This window comes from Ferrovibrio sp. GW821-FHT12D07 (genome assembly GCF_058807275.1).
Genome location: NZ_JBXAQN010000002.1, coordinates 903,730 through 919,514 on the forward strand (window position 1 = coordinate 903,730; position 15,785 = coordinate 919,514).

The following is a 15,785-nucleotide window of genomic DNA, read 5'->3' on the forward strand; positions in this document are numbered from 1 at the left end:
AACTTATGCCGTGAGCGCGTCGTCGACGAGCTTGGCCTGCTGCTGGTTATGCTTGCTCATCAGGCCGGTGGCGGGCGACGCCGCCTCGACGCGACCGGTATAGACGGCGCGCTTAGGCTTCAGGCCCAGTTCGGTCAGCACCGTCTCGATATAGGGCTCGACAAAAGCCCAGGCGCCCATGTTCTTCGGCTCTTCCTGACACCAGACCACGCTCTTGGCATTCTTGTAGCGGCCAAGCTCCTTGATCAGCGCCTTGTGCGGGAAGGGATAGAGCTGCTCGAGACGCAGGATGACGGTATCCTTCATCTCGCGCTTCTGGCGCTCTTCGAACAGGTCGTAATAGACCTTGCCGGTGCACAGGATCACGCGCTTGACCTTCGCGTCATCGGCGGGCTGGGCATCATCCCACAGCACGCGATGGAAGGACGAGCCCGGACCCATCTCGATCAGCTTGGACACCGCCAGCTTGTGACGCAGTAGCGACTTCGGCGTCATCAGGATCAGCGGCTTGCGGAACTTGCGATGCACCTGCCGGCGCAGGATATGGAAGTAGTTGGCCGGCGTGGTGCAGTTCGCCACCTGCATGTTGTCTTCAGCGCAGAGCTGGAGATAACGCTCCAGGCGGGCGGAACTATGCTCGGGGCCCTGGCCTTCATAGCCATGGGGCAGCAGCACGGCGAGGCCCGACATGCGCATCCACTTGGCTTCGCCCGAGGAGATGAACTGGTCGAACACCACCTGGGCGCCGTTGGCGAAATCGCCGAACTGGCCTTCCCACATGACGAGCGTGTTCGGCTCGGCCAAGCTGTAGCCGTATTCATACCCGAGGACAGCCACTTCGGAGAGAAGGCTGTCGATCACCTCGTAATTGGCCTGACCGTCGGCGATGTGGTTGAGCGGTACATAACGCTCTTCGGTCTGCTGGTCGTGCCAGACGCTGTGGCGCTGGCTGAAGGTGCCGCGGCCGCAATCCTGGCCCGACAGACGCACACCGTAGCCTTCCGTCTGCAACGAGCCGAAGGCCAGCGCTTCACCGGTCGCCCAGTCGATGCCCTCGCCCGCCTCGATGGCGGCGCGACGGTTGGCCGTGTTGCGGGCCAGCGTCTTGTGGATGTTGAAGCCGTCCGGCACCGCGGTGATCGCCAGACCGACCTTCTTCAGGGTCTCGATCTCGACAGCCGTCGTGCCGCGACGCTCGTCGCCCGACGCCTGCTCCAGACCGGCCCACTTACCTTCGAGCCAGTCGGCCTTATTGGGCTTGAACGACTTCGAGGCTTCCAGTTCGCCTTCCAGCTTGTTCTGGAACTCGGTCACCATCGCCTCGGCCTCGGCTTCGGTCATCGTGCCTTCGTCGATCAGGCGCTTGGCATAGATCTGACGCGTGGTCGGATGCGTCGCGATCGTGCGGTACATGATCGGCTGGGTGAAGGAAGGATCGTCCGTCTCGTTATGGCCGTGGCGGCGATAGCAGAACAGGTCGATAACCACATCCTTCTTGAACTTCTGGCGGAACTCGGTGGCGATCTTGGCCACATGGGTCACCGCTTCCGGATCGTCGCCGTTGACGTGGAAGATCGGGGCCTGCACCACCTTCGCACCATCCGACGGATAGGGCGAGGAGCGCGAATAGGACGGATTGGTCGTGAAGCCGATCTGGTTGTTCACGATGATGTGCATCGTGCCGCCGGTGCGATAGCCGCGCAGCTCGCTGAGCGCGAAGCATTCCGCCACCACGCCCTGGCCGGCAAAGGCCGCATCGCCGTGCAGCAGCACGGTCATGACCTGGCCGCGCTCGGTGTCACCCATCTGCGTCTGCTTGGCGCGCGACTTGCCCAGGCAGACCGGATTGACGATTTCCAGATGCGACGGATTGGCCGCCATCGAGAGATGCACCTTGTTGCCGTCGAACTCGCGATCCGACGAAACGCCAAGGTGATACTTCACATCGCCCGACCCCTGGAAATCATCCGGGTGATAGGCCATGCCCTTGAATTCGGTGAAGATGGCGCGATAGGGCTTGGCCATCACGTTGGCGAGCAGGTTGAGGCGGCCGCGATGCGGCATGCCCAGCTCGATGTCGCGCAGCCCGAGCTGGCCGCCGCGCTTGATGATGGCTTCCATCGCCGGGATCAGGGCTTCGCCGCCTTCCAGGCCGAAACGCTTGGTGCCGGTGAACTTCATGTGGCAGAAGCGCTCGAAAATCTCGCCCTCCACCAGCTTGTTCAGGATCGCCTTCTTGCCCTCGGGCGTGAACTGCACTTCCTTGTCGCGGCCTTCGATGCGCTCCTGGATCCAGGCCTTCTGCTCCGGATGGTAGATGTGCATGAACTCGACGCCAATGCTGGCGCAGTAGGTGCGCCGCAGAATCCCGAGAATCTCGCGCAGCGTCGAGGTCTCAAGGCCCAGCATGTTGTCAATGAAGATCGGACGATCCATGTCGGCTTCGGTGAAGCCGTAGGACTGCGGTTCCAGTTCCGGATGCGCGCCTGAGGCCTGGATGCCCAGCGGGTCCAGGTTGGCCATCAGATGGCCACGGATGCGGTAGTTGCGGATCAGCATCGCGGCGCGAATGGTGTCCAGCGCCGCATTGCGGGCATCGGCCGGCGAGGCGCCGCCCTTGACCGCACGGTCGGCCGACTTGGCGGCCTTGCCCTGCGGACCCAGCAGACCCTCGTCTTCCATCGGCACCAGCACGGTGGCCGGCGCCCAGGACGGACGACTCAGCGCCTGCTTCGGCTGGCTGAAGTCGTCGCCCAATGCCTCGAAGAACTGCTTCCAGGAAGCATCGACGCTGTCAGGGTTGGCTACGTACTTGGCATACAGCTCCTCGACGAAGGTGCTGTTGCCACCGTAGAGGAATTGCGTGCGTTCAAGCTGCGCCGTCATCGATGTCGTGGCGCCGCTTGTTGGCCGGCGCCGCCCTCTATGTTTCCTGTTACTTTCCGTTCAACAGTTCAACCAGGGTGGTGCCGAGCGCTGCCGGGCTTTCCGAAACTCGGATGCCGGCCGATCGCATGGCCTCCAGCTTGGTGTTCGCATCGCCCTTGCCGCCCGAGATGATGGCGCCGGCATGACCCATGCGGCGACCCGGAGGCGCGGTACGACCGGCGATGAAACCGACAGTGGGCTTCTTCACCTTGGACTTCATCAGGAATTCGGCAGCTTCTTCCTCGGCGCTGCCGCCGATTTCACCGATCATGATGATGCACTCGGTTTCCTTGTCGCCAAGGAACAGGTCGAGCGCGTCGATGAAGTTGGTGCCGTTGACGGGGTCGCCGCCGATGCCGATGCAGGTGGTCTGACCCAAGCCCGCGGCGGTCGTCTGCGCGACGGCTTCATAGGTCAGCGTGCCGGACCGCGACACGATGCCGACCTTGCCGCGACGATGGATATGGCCCGGCATGATGCCGATCTTGCACTCGCCCGGCGTGATGACGCCCGGGCAGTTCGGACCGATCAGGCGGGTGACGGAGCCGGTCAGCGCGCGCTTGACCTTCACCATGTCCAGCACCGGGATACCCTCGGTGATGCAGACGACCAGCGGGATTTCAGCCGCGATGGCTTCCAGGATCGAGTCAGCCGCGAACGGCGGCGGGACATAGATCACCGAGGCATTGGCGCCGGTCTTTTCGACGGCGTCGGCCACAGTGTTGAACACCGGCAGGCCGATATGCTGCGTGCCACCCTTACCCGGAGTGACGCCGCCGACCATCTTGGTGCCGTAGGCGATCGCCTGTTCGCTGTGGAAGGTACCCTGGCTGCCGGTGATGCCCTGGCAGATGACCTTGGTGTCCTTGTTGACGAGAACAGCCATGTTACTTGGCTCCCTTCACGGCCTTGACCACCTTTTCGGCGGCGTCGGCGAGATTGTCGGCAGAGATGATCGGCAGGCCGCTCTCGGCCATGATCTTCTTGCCCAGATCGACGTTGGTGCCTTCCAGACGCACCACCAGCGGCACGGCCAGCTTCACCTCACGGGCCGCAGCCACCACGCCCTCGGCGATGACGTCGCAGCGCATGATGCCGCCGAAGATGTTGACCAGGATGCCCTTCACGCTCTTGTCGCCAAGAATGATCTTGAAGGCCGCGGTGACGCGCTCTTTGGTGGCACCGCCGCCGACGTCGAGGAAGTTGGCCGGCTCGGAGCCATACAGCTTGATGATATCCATGGTGGCCATGGCCAGGCCGGCGCCGTTGACCATGCAGCCGATCTCGCCGTCGAGCTTGACGTAATTCAGCGACCACTTGGCGGCTTCGAGTTCGGACGCATCTTCCTCGTCCGGATCGCGCATGTCTTCCACATCCTTGTGGCGGTACAGCGCGTTGTCGTCGAAGTTCATCTTGGCATCCAGCGCGATCATCTCGCCGGCGCCGGTGACGACCAGCGGGTTGATTTCAACGATGGAGGCGTCGAGCGCCACAAAGGCTTCGTACATCGCGGTCATGAACTTGACCGCCGACTGCACCTGCTTGCCTTCCAGGCCGAGGCCGAAGGCGATCTGGCGCGCATGATGCGGCTGCATGCCGCTGGCGGGGTCGATGGCGACCTTGAGTATCTTTTCCGGATGCGCCGCGGCGACTTCCTCGATCTCCATGCCGCCCTCGGTGGAGGCCATCACGGTGATGCGCGAGGTGGCGCGGTCAACCAGGAAGCTGAGATACAGCTCGCGCTTGATGTCGCAGCCTTCCTCGATATAGAGGCGTTTGACCAGCTTGCCCTCGGGGCCGGTCTGGTGCGTGACCAGCGTCATGCCGAGAATGGCCTTGGACTGGGCGGCGACATCGTCGATCGACTTCACCACCTTGACGCCACCGCCCTTGCCGCGACCGCCGGCATGGATCTGGGCTTTCACCACCCAGACCGGGCCGCCAAGCTGCTTGGCTACGGTGATGGCTTCGTCGGCGGAGAACGCAACTCCGCCACGCGGGACGGCGACGCCGTATTTCGCGAGCAGGCTTTTCGCCTGATATTCATGAATGTTCATGCTGCCCTACGGGTTTTTCAAACCCGGATTGACCGGGTCTCAGTGAGTGCCCTTCAGGGAACGAGGTTATAGCAACCTATCGAAATGCCGCAACCGCCGCGCCGGTCAATTCGCAGGGTTTTCGACGAAAGTTCACGGGATTGCAGCAAGTTATGACGCCGTGACCCTGGCCCATAACCTGATGGCATACCCGGGCCATGCTAGTTACCGGATGGTGCCGGCCCAAGCCGCGATGGCAGGCGGACAAACCAGGCTGCGACGTATACGGCGCTCAGCGCCGGCGCATCAGGTCGCGCTCCACCGCCGGCCGGTCGCCATAGGTGAAGAGGCGGGTGTTGATCTGGGGGTTGAAATCGATCTTGTTCAGCGTGATCGCCGTGACCTTGCCCTGGGCATCCGTAACGGTCCAGCCGGCGAATTCCAGCGGCTTGTCCCCGAATACGATGGTGAGCGAGCCTTCCTTGGGCCGCTCGGGCGAAAACAGCGTGACCCGCAGGATCGCCGCGCCGCGCTCGACTTTGGCAATGCCCACGCTGCTGTCTTCGAAGGAGACCTTCTCGCGCAGCAGCAGGTCCAGCGGGGTGGCACCCAGCGGAATGCGCTCCACCGACTTCAGCTCACGGTCTTCCATGATGATATAGGCGCCATCGGACACGATCAGCATCGGCACCGGCGGATCGAATTCGAAGCGGAAACGGCCCGGGCGGCTCATGTAAATCTTGCCCTCGGCCGCGCTGCCATCGGGCGCGACCTGCAGGAAACGGCCCTGCATGGTGCGCACGGTGTTGAAATAGTCCGCAATGCGCCGGAGATCGGCCCTGTCAGTATCTGTCAGTTTGGCCGAACCGGTCGGCGCGGCGGCATAGGCAGTGGCAAACGGCATTTTCGCTGCGGTTGCAGCGATGGCCATGGCGAGCAGGAAGCGACGACGATCAGTCATGACAGAGGCGTAGCCTTCGCAGATGGCGAAATCAAGGCGGCGCGGCTAGGCTGCTGGAGACGTGACCGCATAACCCGGGGAGATCGCGATGATCATGACCACCACCGACAGCGTCGACGGCCGCAAGATCACAGCCTATCTCGGCATTGTTGCCGGCGAGGCCGTGATGGGCACGAATGTCTTCCGCGACTTCTTCGCCGGCATCACCGATATCCTGGGCGGCCGCTCGGGCTCCTATGAAAAGGAACTGCGCAAGGCCAAGGCGCTGGCCCTTGAGAGCCTGGCTGAAGAGGCCAAGACGCTGGGCGCCGACGCCATCGTCGGCATGGATCTCGACTACCAGCAGATCGGCGGTTCCGACCGCCAGATGTTGATGGTGGCCGCCAGTGGAACTGCGGTGAAACTGGGCTGACCGTCACAAGCCGAAATCGGCACCCGGATTCTTCTTGTAAAAAGAACGACCGTACTATAATCTGACAGATAAGCCCCCCTCCAGACAGAATGAGCCCGTCCCATGGAAGCCAAGAAGCAGTCTTCGCCTCATAAAAGAACGAATGTTCGTGCATTAGTGGGTTTTTTCGCCACCAGGACCGCCCTTCAGCTTGGTTTCGCACTCGCCCCGGCCTGGGCGGCCAACCGGGCAGCCACGCTGTTCCTGCGGCCCTGGACACGACCCGCCGCTGACCGACCTGCTCCGCAAAGCCATGCGACGCCCTTCGTGGCGGAGGGTCCCTATGGTCCGGTCGCCGCCTGGAGCTTTGGACGCGCCGGCGATCCGGTCGTACTGCTGGTACATGGATGGGAAGACGATCACCTGAGCTGGGCACCACTGATCGACAACCTGGTCGGCCGTGGTTTTCGCGTCCTGACGCTGGATCTGCCCGGGCACGGGCGGTCGCCCCGCACGGCACAGGCCCGACATCTCACCACCATCCCGATCCTGGCCGCCGGCATCGCCGCCCTGGGCCGCGAGGCGGAGGCCATCGATGCCACTCCTATCCAGGCGACCATCGCCCATTCGCTGGGCGGCACGGCGACCGTGATTGCCGCCGCCGAATTGGGATTGCGCACCGGACGCCTCGCCCTATTGGCACCGCCAAACCATCCGCGCCTGTTCGCCGCCGCGATGATGAAAATGCTGGGCCTGAGCAAACCGCAGGTTGGCCAGGTTTTCAGCGCCATCGAGCGGTTGGTCGGCCGCAGCATGGACTCGCTTTATCTGCCGCCGAAGCTGCGCAGCCTGGCCCTGCCCGGCCTGATCCTGCACAGCCGCGACGACCGCCTCGTGCCGCTGCACCATAGCGAGGAGAATGCCGCCGCCTGGACTGGCGCCCAGTTCCACATCCTGGACGGACTGGGTCATCGCCGGCTGATGAGCGATCCGGCGGTGCACCGCATGCTGCTGCAGTTCATCGGCAACATTGCTCCGCCCATCAGCCAGCGCATCGACGCTGCCTGAGCAAGGCACTAGACTGCGCATGGGAGAAAAATCATGCGCATCGCGTGCCTACATACTGCGGACAGCAACATTGCGGTTTTTGAAAAGGCCGCCGCGCAACGGGGCCTGGCCCTCGCGCATACCGTGCGGGCCGACCTGCTGGCCGATGCCATGCAGGCCGGCGGCCTGAATGCAGCGATCGCCGGACGGACCGGCGAGGCCCTGCTCGAACTCGCCGGACTGGCCGATGCCGTGCTGCTGACCTGCTCGACCCTGGGTCCGGTCGCCGAGGATATCGCCGGCAGGACATCCACACCGGTTTTGCGTGTCGATGCCGCCCTTGCACGGCAGGCCGTCAGCGGCGGTGGCAAGATTGCCGTGCTCTGCGCGGTGGAGACCACGCTTCGCCCGACGGGCATGCTGTTCGAAAAAGCCGCACAACAGACACAGACCATTGTCGACATGCGACTGGTGCCCGGCACCTGGGACGCCTTCCTGGCTGGCCACACAGAGCAGTATCTCGCCATGATCGCGGCTGCTGCGGATCAGGCCTTTGGCGAAGGCATCAAGGTGGTCGCGCTGGCGCAGGCCTCGATGGCTGGCGCGGCAGCGCTTTGCCGCAATGGCACACCGTTGACCAGCCCATCCGCGGGACTGGAAGCCATCGAAGCGGCTCTGGCGGCAGCCTCGTAACAGGAAAGCCTGTCTAGCGCTTCAGCTGCATCGCGTGATGGGCGATGTGATCGCCGATGAAACTCGAGATGAAATAGTAGCTGTGGTCGTAGCCCGCCTGCAGGCGCAGGGTCAGCGGAATGCCAACCGCGGCGCAGGCATTGGCCAGCAGCTGCGGCTTGAGCTGCGTCTCCAGAAATTCGTCGGCCGTGCCCTGATCGATCAGCACCGGCTTGTGCCAATCAGTGGTCGCCGCCAGCATGCTGGCATCCCAGTCCTGCCAGAGCGACCGGTTCGAGCCGAGATAACCGGTAAAGGCCTTTTCGCCCCAGGGCACCTGTGCCGGCGCGACAATCGGTGAGAAAGCCGACACCGACTTGTAGCGCTGCGGATTGCGGAAGGCACAGACCAGCGCGCCATGGCCACCCATCGAATGCCCGAAGATGCCGCTGCGCGTCGCCTCGACCGGGAAATACTCGGCCATCAGCAGGGGGAGTTCCTCGGTCACGTAAGAGTACATGCGGTAATGGCGCGACCACGGTGCCTGCGTGGCATCGACATAGAAGCCGGCGCCGGAGCCGAAATCGTATGACTCATCCTCACCCGAGATGTTCACGCCGCGCGGACTGGTATCGGGCGCGACCAGGATCAGGCCATGCTCGGCGGCATACCGTTGCGCGCCAGCCTTGGCGACCATGTTCTCCCAGGTGCAGGTCAGGCCGGACAGGTAATACAGCACCGGCAGGCGTGTGTTCTTGTCCGCCGCCTGGGGCGGCAGATAGACCGCCACCTCCATCATGCAGCCGAGCACCGAAGACGTGTGCCGCCAGACCTGTTGCTGGCCGCCGAAGCACGTCCAGTTCTTGACGCGCTCCATCAGAAGGTAACCACCGAACGGATCGACTTGCCTTCATGCATCAGGTCGAAGGCATCGTTGATCTTCTCCAGCGGCATCACATGGGTGATCAGGTCGTCGATATTGATCTTGCCGTCCATGTACCAGTCGACGATCTGCGGCACATCCGACCGCCCGCGCGCACCACCGAAGGCTGAGCCCTTCCATACGCGGCCGGTGACCAGCTGGAACGGCCGGGTGGAAATCTCCGCGCCCGACGGCGCCACACCGATGATGACGGACTCGCCCCAGCCCTTGTGGCAGCATTCCAGCGCCTGCCGCATGGTCTTGGTGTTGCCGATGCATTCAAAGCTGTAATCGGCGCCGCCCTTGGTCAGCTCAACCAGATGCGGCACCAGCTCGTCATCCTTCATATCCTTCGGATTGACGAAATGCGTCATGCCGAATTTCTCGGCCATCGCCTTGCGCGAGGGATTGATGTCGACGCCGATGATGCGGTCGGCGCCCACCATGCGTGCGCCCTGGATCACATTGAGGCCGATGCCGCCCAGACCGAAGACCACCACATTGGCACCGGCCTGGACCTTTGCCGTGTAGACCACGGCACCGATACCCGTGGTGACGCCGCAGCCGATGTAGCAGACCTTCTCGAAGGGCGCGTCGGGGCGGATCTTGGCCACCGCAATCTCAGGCAGCACAGTGTAGTTGGCGAAAGTGGACGTACCCATGTAATGCCATACGGTCTCGCCGCGGCATTTGAAGCGGCTGGTGCCATCGGGCATCAGGCCCTGGCCCTGCGTGATGCGGATCGACTGACAGAGATTGGTCTTGCGGCTGAGGCAGTAATCGCACTGGCGGCATTCCGGCGTATAGAGCGGAATGACATGGTCGCCTTTCTTCACGCTCGTGACGCCAGGGCCGATATCGACCACCACGCCGGCGCCTTCATGGCCGAGGATGCAGGGAAATTTACCCTCGGAGTCCAGACCCGAAAGCGTATAGGCATCGGTATGGCAGACGCCGGTGGCCTTGATCTCGATGAGGACCTCGCCGGCCTTCGGTCCTTCCAGCTTGACCGTCTCGATGCTCAGCGGCTTCTTGGCTTCAAAAGCGACAGCGGCGCACACATCCATGACGGGTCTCCTCCGGCGTTAAGGCCGGAGGAGCATAAGCAGCATGGCGCAGGCGCGAAACCCTTTTGCCGTCACAGTTCCGTTCAGGCCGGCTGCGCTACCGGTTGCGGCTGGCGCAGCACTGTAACCAGACCGAGCAGCGCCATGACCAGCATGGCGCCCGGCATCGGCTGATGGCCGGACAGCGGCAGCAGGTTGACCAGTGCTGCCCCCACCGTCGCACCGGCCATCTGCATGGCGCCGATCAGGGCGGCGGCGGCACCGGCGCGCTGCGGGAATGGCTGCAGCGCGGCGGCAACGGTGAGCGGATTAACGATGCCGATGCCATAGAGGAATACCAGGGTCGCCACGATGGCCGGCAGCAAGCCCAGCAGCGCACTCACCTGGATCAGCAGCATCGCGCTTCCCAGGCTGAGTATCAGGAAGCCGAACCGCATGGCCTTGCCCGGCCCGAAGCGCCGCATCAGTTTCGGCGCGCTGTAGCCGCCGGCGAACACGGCAAAGACCGTGAAGCTCGTCGTCAGGCCGAAGCTGGTCGGACTTAAGCCATATTCGGCAATGAACAGCCCCGGTGCACCGGCGAAGAAGGCGAACAGCGCCCCCAACGCGCCAGTGGTGGCGAGCGCTGGCAGCAAGAACAGGCTGCTGGACAGCAAACTGCCATAGGCCCCGAAGGCGTCGCCGATACCCGGACATGGCAACGCCACAGCACGGGTCTCGCCCAGGCGATACACCACGATGGCAAGGATGACGATGCCGAACACGGCAACCGCATAGAACGGCGCACGCCAGCCAAGAGCCTCCTGCAGCAGGCCGCCCAGCAGCGGGCTGAAGCCCGGCGCCACGGCGACGCCGGTCATGATTAGGCCCAGCGCCTTGCTCAGGGAAGCGCCCTCGAAGAGATCGCGCGCCATGGCACGGCCGATCACCGATGCCGCACAGGCGCCGACAGCCTGTAAAGCGCGACCGAGAATCAGCACCTCGACCGTCTGCGCCGCAGCGCAGAGCAGGGTCGCCGCAAAGAACAGCACCAGACCGATCACCACCACCGGCCGCCGGCCATAGCGGTCACTGAGCGGCCCGGCAATCAGCTGGCAGACCGCGAAGACAGCCAGATAGACCGTGAGCGTGAGACGCACCGTATCGGTATCGGCCTGGAGCGCCTGACCGATCACCGGCAGCGCCGGCAGATAGATATTGGTCGAGAGCATGCCGATGGCGGCCAGCGCCGTCAGCAGCACGATCAGCGGCGCATAGGCCATTTTCGCGTTCAGGGGCGCCTTGCTCATGCCGCGCGCTCCACGGCGATGGCGGTAGCTTCGCCGCCACCGATGCAAAGCGAGGCAACACCGCGCCGGCCGCCCGACCGCTCCAGCGCATTGAGCAGCGTGACGATGATGCGGGCACCGGTCGCGCCAATGGGATGCCCGAGCGCGCAGGCGCCGCCCAACACATTCAACCGGTCATGGCCGATATTGAGGTCACGCATTGCCGCCATCGGTACGGCCGCAAAGGCCTCGTTGATCTCGAACAGGTCGACATCGTCGACGCTCCAGTCGATCTTACCCAGCAACTTGCGGATCGCCGGGATCGGCGCCGTGGTGAACCAGGCCGGGTCCTGCGCATGCACGGCATGACCGATGATGGTTGCCACCACCGGCAGGCCGCGCTCTTTTGCGACCGATGCCCGGGTCAGCACCATTGCCGCCGCGCCATCGGCATTGGCGCTGGAGCTGGCCGGCGTGATGGTGCCGTTGGCTTTGAAGGCCGCCTTGAGCGTCGGGATTTTCTCCGGGCTCACTTTCAATGGATTCTCGTCGCGACTGACGGTTTCGGCACCCTTGACCGTGGGAGTGACGCTGACAATCTCGGCATCGAACCAGCCGTTCTCCACCGCTTTGCGGGCGCGGGTCAACGTCTCGATGGCATAGGCATCCTGTTCGGCGCGGGTGAAGCCGTATTTTTCGGCGCAGTCCTCGCCGAAGGTGCCCATGGCGCGGTCGCGCTCATAGGCATCTTCCAGGCCGTCGAGTGCCATATGGTCCAGCACCCTGGTATGGCCGGCATTATGGCCGAAGCGCATCTGCGGCAGCAGATATGGCGCGCCTGACATGCTCTCCATGCCGCCCGCCACCACGATATCCACCGAACCGGCACGCAACATGTCATGCGCCATCATGGCCGCCCGCATCCCCGAGCCGCAGACCTTGTTGATGGTCACCGCGCCGACATGGTCGGGCAGGCCGGCCTTGCGCGCCGCCTGCCGCGCCGGTGCCTGGCCCTGCCCGGCCGGCAGCACGCAGCCCATCAGCACTTCATCGATCTGCTCACCCTTTACGCCAGCGCGCTCCAGCGCCGCCTTGATGGCGATCGCGCCGAGTTCGTTGCCGGCCACTGAGGCCAGTGCGCCACCGAAGCGACCGAGCGGGGTGCGGACAGCAGATGCAATGACAATGGGATCATGGGCAGACAGATTGGTCGACATGGGCGGCTCTCCGTATTTTCTCTTGCCATCCTATTTAGATGATTGCTATCATCTATACGTCAAGCGCTTTTTTGCAGTGCGGAAAGGTTTCCATGCGTCGCTCAGTCGAGGAAAAGGCGGAAACCCGCCGTCATATTGTCAGAACCGCCGGCCATATGATCCGGGGCCGGGGTCTGGCCGAGACCGGCGTGGCCGAGGTGATGGCCGAGGCTGGCCTGACCCATGGCGGCTTTTACCGGCATTTCGGATCCAAGGATGATCTGGCCGCCGCCGCTGTGGAGGACTCGCTTGCCTCGATGCGGGCGCGCCTGATTGCAATTGCGGCGAAGGCACCACCGGGCAAGGCACTGGAGGCCGTGCTGGATACCTATCTGACCGAGGCCCATCGCGACCGGCCGGATCGTGGCTGCGTGATGGCCGCCATCGGCATGGAAGTGCAGCGCGCCGGCGGCAGCGTTCAGGCCGCCTATGAAGACGGCATCGCGAAACTGCTGGCGCTGTTCACCAGCGTAATCAAGGCACCGACCAAACAGCAGACAGAAGATCGCGCCCAGGCCGTGCTGTCGGTGATGGTCGGCGGCCTGCTGCTGGCGCGTGCGCTGCGGCACGACCCGGTGCAGTCGCTGCGCGCATTGAAGAATGCCAAGAGGGCAGCGCTAGCGGCTGCGCAATAAAAAAGCCCGGCGTAACTGCCGGGCTTTTTCGTGATCCTGAAACGGAAACCGCTACTCGGCCGCCTCTATATTGCGGGCAAGCACTTCGCGTTTGCCGACATGGTTGGCGGTTCCGACCACACCTTCCTTTTCCATGCGTTCCATGATGCGGGCGGCGCGGTTGTAGCCGATCTGCAGATGACGCTGGATGAAGGAGGTGCTGGCCTTGCGCTCGCGGCAGACCAGGGCCACGGCCTGGTCGTAGAGCGTGTCTTCCTCGCCACCCTCGCCGCCGGAACCCGGCGCGCCGTATTTGCCGCCATCGAGATCGGCGGTGACGGCTTCGACATAGACCGGCTCGGCCTGATCCTTCAGCATCTTGACCACGCGCTCGACCTCTTCGTCCGAAACGAAGGGACCATGCACGCGGCTGATGCGACCGGCACCCGGCATAAACAACATGTCGCCCATGCCCAGCAGTTGCTCGGCGCCCTGCTCGCCCAGGATGGTGCGACTGTCGATCTTGGACGTCACCTGGAAGGAGATACGGGTCGGGAAATTGGCCTTGATCGTGCCGGTGATGACGTCGACCGACGGGCGCTGGGTCGCCATGATCAGATGGATGCCGGCGGCGCGTGCCATCTGCGCCAGGCGCTGGATCGCGGCTTCGATATCCTTGCCGGCGACCAGCATCAGGTCGGCCAGTTCGTCAACGATAACGACGATGAAGGGCAGCGGATTCAGATCGACCGGGCGCTCCTCGTACATCGGCTTGCCGGCTTCGTCGAAGCCGGTCTGCACGGTGCGGCCGAGCTTCTCGTCCTTGGCGCGGGCCTGGGCCAGACGCTCGTTGTAGCTGGCGATGTTGCGCACGCCGAGTTCCGACATCTTGCGGTAGCGGTCTTCCATCTCGCGCACGGTCCACTTCAGCGCGACCACAGCCTTGCCCGGCTCGGTCACCACCGGCGCGAGCAGATGTGGGATGCCGTCATAGACGGAGAGTTCCAGCATCTTGGGATCGACCATGATGAAGCGGCACTGATCCGGCGTCAGCTTGTACAGCAGCGACAGGATCATCGTATTGATGGCCACCGACTTGCCCGAACCGGTGGTGCCGGCGACAAGCAGATGCGGCATCTTGGTCAGGTCGGCAATGATCGCCGAACCGCCGATATCCTTGCCCAGCGCCAGACCCAGCTTGGTCGACGGCGCCTCGAATTCGGCCGAGCCCAGCAGTTCGCGCAGATAAACCGTCTCGCGCTTGGCATTCGGCAATTCGATGCCAATGGCGTTGCGACCCGGAATGACAGCGACGCGAGCCGACAGCGCACTCATCGAGCGCGCGATATCGTCCGACAGGCCGATGACGCGGCTGGACTTGGTGCCCGGCGCGGGCTCGAGTTCATACAGGGTAACGACCGGACCCGGACGTACCTTGGTGATCTCGCCCTGCACGCCGAATTCGCTCAGCACGGATTCCAGCATGCGCGCATTCTGTTCCAGCGCGTCTTCGTTGATCTTCTCGCGACCATTGTCGGCCGGAGCGGGCTTGAGCAGTGACAGCTCGGGCAGCTCGAAATCGCCGGCTTCGCCCAGCTTCATCGTGGTCTGGGCCTCGCGAGCGGCGCGGGCGCCGGTCTTGGGCTTCTCGACACGACGGGTGACACGACCCTCATCGGCACGCTTGGCCGTCGGCAGGCGCGGCAGATTGTCTTCGTCATCCTCGTCCTCGATATCCTCATCGAGATCATCAGGATCAACATAATCGTCTTCCGCAGCCGCGGCGACCTTCTTGGCCTTGCCGAAGCTCGGCTCGGATTTACGCAGCACCGGCTTGTCGTCTTCATCCTTGTCGCGGGCGAAGAATTCCTTCAGACGGCCAAAGAAGCCATGCGCTGCCTGGCCGCCGCGCATCGCGGCCTTGCCGCCATGATAGATGCCCTGCGCGGCCAGCCCGGTGGTGGCGGCTGCGCCGAAACCAAGCCCGGCGCCCATGCTGCGCCACTCGTGGGTCGAAAGACCGGAAGCAAAATAGAAGCACAGCGACGCGAAGCCGAAGCAGAGCACGGCCGGGACCACAGCCGACATCGGCAGGCCGATGGCGACGCAGACCGGCACCAGCTGGTGATAGAGGATGTAATCGCCAACCACGCCGCCAAGACCGGCGCGCATGGCCCAGACTGCCGGCACCGGCAGGGCGGCTGCGAAGCAGGCGAAGAGAACCAGGGTGAGCGGCACCAGCGCCACATTCAGCCACCAGCGCGGCAGGCCGCGATGCGACACGATGCGGAAGCCCCAGCTGGCCAGCAGCAGCACGAACAACCAGGCCGAGAGGCCGAGCGTCTGCAGCAGCACATCGGACATATAGGCGCCCGGCAGGCCAAGCCAGTTCTTCGGCGCCAGCGGGGTCGCATGATTGAAATTGGGATCGGCCGGATCAAAGGTGGCCAGCGCCAGCGCCAGCAGGAAGCCGATGCCGAGGATCAGGATGCCGCCCCCTTCGCGGGCGCGCAGGCGCAGAAACTCGTCAAAACCTTCGGGGAAGAACGAACGCTTCTTCTTGGACCGGGCGGCCATGTCCATCCTCACGATTCACTATAATCGGCAACACAAACGGAGCCAG

Annotated in this window: 13 protein-coding genes; 4 read left to right on the forward strand and 9 right to left on the reverse strand. The window is 63.8% G+C overall.

Features of this window, described 5'->3' with window-relative positions:
- Nucleotides 1-3: 3 nt before the first annotated feature.
- The 4 genes from AC1RRE_RS16225 to AC1RRE_RS16240 form a co-directional block, all read right to left on the reverse strand.
- Nucleotides 4-2,886: a 2-oxoglutarate dehydrogenase E1 component gene (locus tag AC1RRE_RS16225; protein WP_492982326.1), complete on the reverse strand. Its 2,883-nt coding sequence runs from the start codon at nucleotides 2,884-2,886 to the stop codon at nucleotides 4-6.
- Between the two features lie 49 nt (nucleotides 2,887-2,935).
- Nucleotides 2,936-3,814, reverse strand: a complete 879-nt coding sequence (gene sucD / locus AC1RRE_RS16230; protein ID WP_492982328.1) for a succinate--CoA ligase subunit alpha — start codon at nucleotides 3,812-3,814, stop codon at nucleotides 2,936-2,938.
- 1 nt (nucleotide 3,815) lies between these two features.
- Entirely contained in the window at nucleotides 3,816-4,985 is a 1,170-nt protein-coding gene (gene sucC, locus AC1RRE_RS16235) for an ADP-forming succinate--CoA ligase subunit beta (RefSeq protein WP_492982330.1), read from the reverse strand.
- A gap of 271 nt (nucleotides 4,986-5,256) precedes the next feature.
- Nucleotides 5,257-5,925 carry a LolA family protein gene (locus AC1RRE_RS16240; RefSeq protein ID WP_492982332.1) on the reverse strand — a complete coding sequence of 223 codons (669 nt, stop codon included), beginning with the start codon at nucleotides 5,923-5,925 and terminating at the stop codon, nucleotides 5,257-5,259.
- 88 nt (nucleotides 5,926-6,013) lie between these two features.
- Between AC1RRE_RS16240 and AC1RRE_RS16245 the strand changes: the two genes are divergently transcribed.
- The 3 genes from AC1RRE_RS16245 (at nucleotide 6,014) to AC1RRE_RS16255 (ending at nucleotide 8,056) form a co-directional block, all read left to right on the forward strand.
- Nucleotides 6,014-6,337, forward strand: a complete 324-nt coding sequence (locus AC1RRE_RS16245; protein ID WP_492982334.1) for a heavy metal-binding domain-containing protein — start codon at nucleotides 6,014-6,016, stop codon at nucleotides 6,335-6,337.
- Nucleotides 6,338-6,643: 306 nt separating this feature from the next.
- Nucleotides 6,644-7,384 carry an alpha/beta hydrolase gene (locus AC1RRE_RS16250; RefSeq protein ID WP_492982336.1) on the forward strand — a complete coding sequence of 247 codons (741 nt, stop codon included), beginning with the start codon at nucleotides 6,644-6,646 and terminating at the stop codon, nucleotides 7,382-7,384.
- A gap of 33 nt (nucleotides 7,385-7,417) precedes the next feature.
- Entirely contained in the window at nucleotides 7,418-8,056 is a 639-nt protein-coding gene (locus tag AC1RRE_RS16255) for an aspartate/glutamate racemase family protein (protein ID WP_492982338.1), read from the forward strand.
- A 13-nt stretch (nucleotides 8,057-8,069) separates the two neighbouring features.
- Here AC1RRE_RS16255 and fghA read toward each other — a convergent pair whose 3' ends face one another.
- From fghA to AC1RRE_RS16275, 4 genes are all read right to left on the reverse strand, one after another.
- Nucleotides 8,070-8,912: an S-formylglutathione hydrolase gene (gene fghA, locus AC1RRE_RS16260; RefSeq protein ID WP_492982341.1), complete on the reverse strand. Its 843-nt coding sequence runs from the start codon at nucleotides 8,910-8,912 to the stop codon at nucleotides 8,070-8,072.
- The gene (locus tag AC1RRE_RS16265; RefSeq protein ID WP_492982343.1) at nucleotides 8,912-10,024 is read right to left on the reverse strand and encodes an S-(hydroxymethyl)glutathione dehydrogenase/class III alcohol dehydrogenase; all 1,113 of its coding nucleotides are present in this window, start codon (nucleotides 10,022-10,024) and stop codon (nucleotides 8,912-8,914) included. Before AC1RRE_RS16265 ends, fghA begins: the two co-directional genes overlap by 1 nt.
- An 83-nt stretch (nucleotides 10,025-10,107) precedes the next feature.
- Nucleotides 10,108-11,313 (reverse strand): multidrug effflux MFS transporter, encoded by a 1,206-nt coding sequence (locus AC1RRE_RS16270; RefSeq protein WP_492982345.1) that lies wholly within the window; start codon nucleotides 11,311-11,313, stop codon nucleotides 10,108-10,110.
- Nucleotides 11,310-12,509: an acetyl-CoA C-acyltransferase gene (locus AC1RRE_RS16275; RefSeq protein ID WP_492982347.1), complete on the reverse strand. Its 1,200-nt coding sequence runs from the start codon at nucleotides 12,507-12,509 to the stop codon at nucleotides 11,310-11,312. Before AC1RRE_RS16275 ends, AC1RRE_RS16270 begins: the two co-directional genes overlap by 4 nt.
- 92 nt (nucleotides 12,510-12,601) lie before the next feature.
- Between AC1RRE_RS16275 and AC1RRE_RS16280 the strand changes: the two genes are divergently transcribed.
- Complete coding sequence (locus AC1RRE_RS16280) at nucleotides 12,602-13,183, forward strand: TetR/AcrR family transcriptional regulator (protein WP_492982349.1); 582 nt, start codon at nucleotides 12,602-12,604, stop codon at nucleotides 13,181-13,183.
- A 51-nt stretch (nucleotides 13,184-13,234) separates the two neighbouring features.
- On the opposite strand, the gene AC1RRE_RS16285 is transcribed toward AC1RRE_RS16280, so the two are convergent.
- A complete protein-coding gene (locus AC1RRE_RS16285; RefSeq protein ID WP_492982350.1) occupies nucleotides 13,235-15,745 on the reverse strand; it encodes a DNA translocase FtsK in 2,511 nt (836 codons plus the stop codon).
- Between the last annotated feature and the right edge of the window lie 40 nt (nucleotides 15,746-15,785).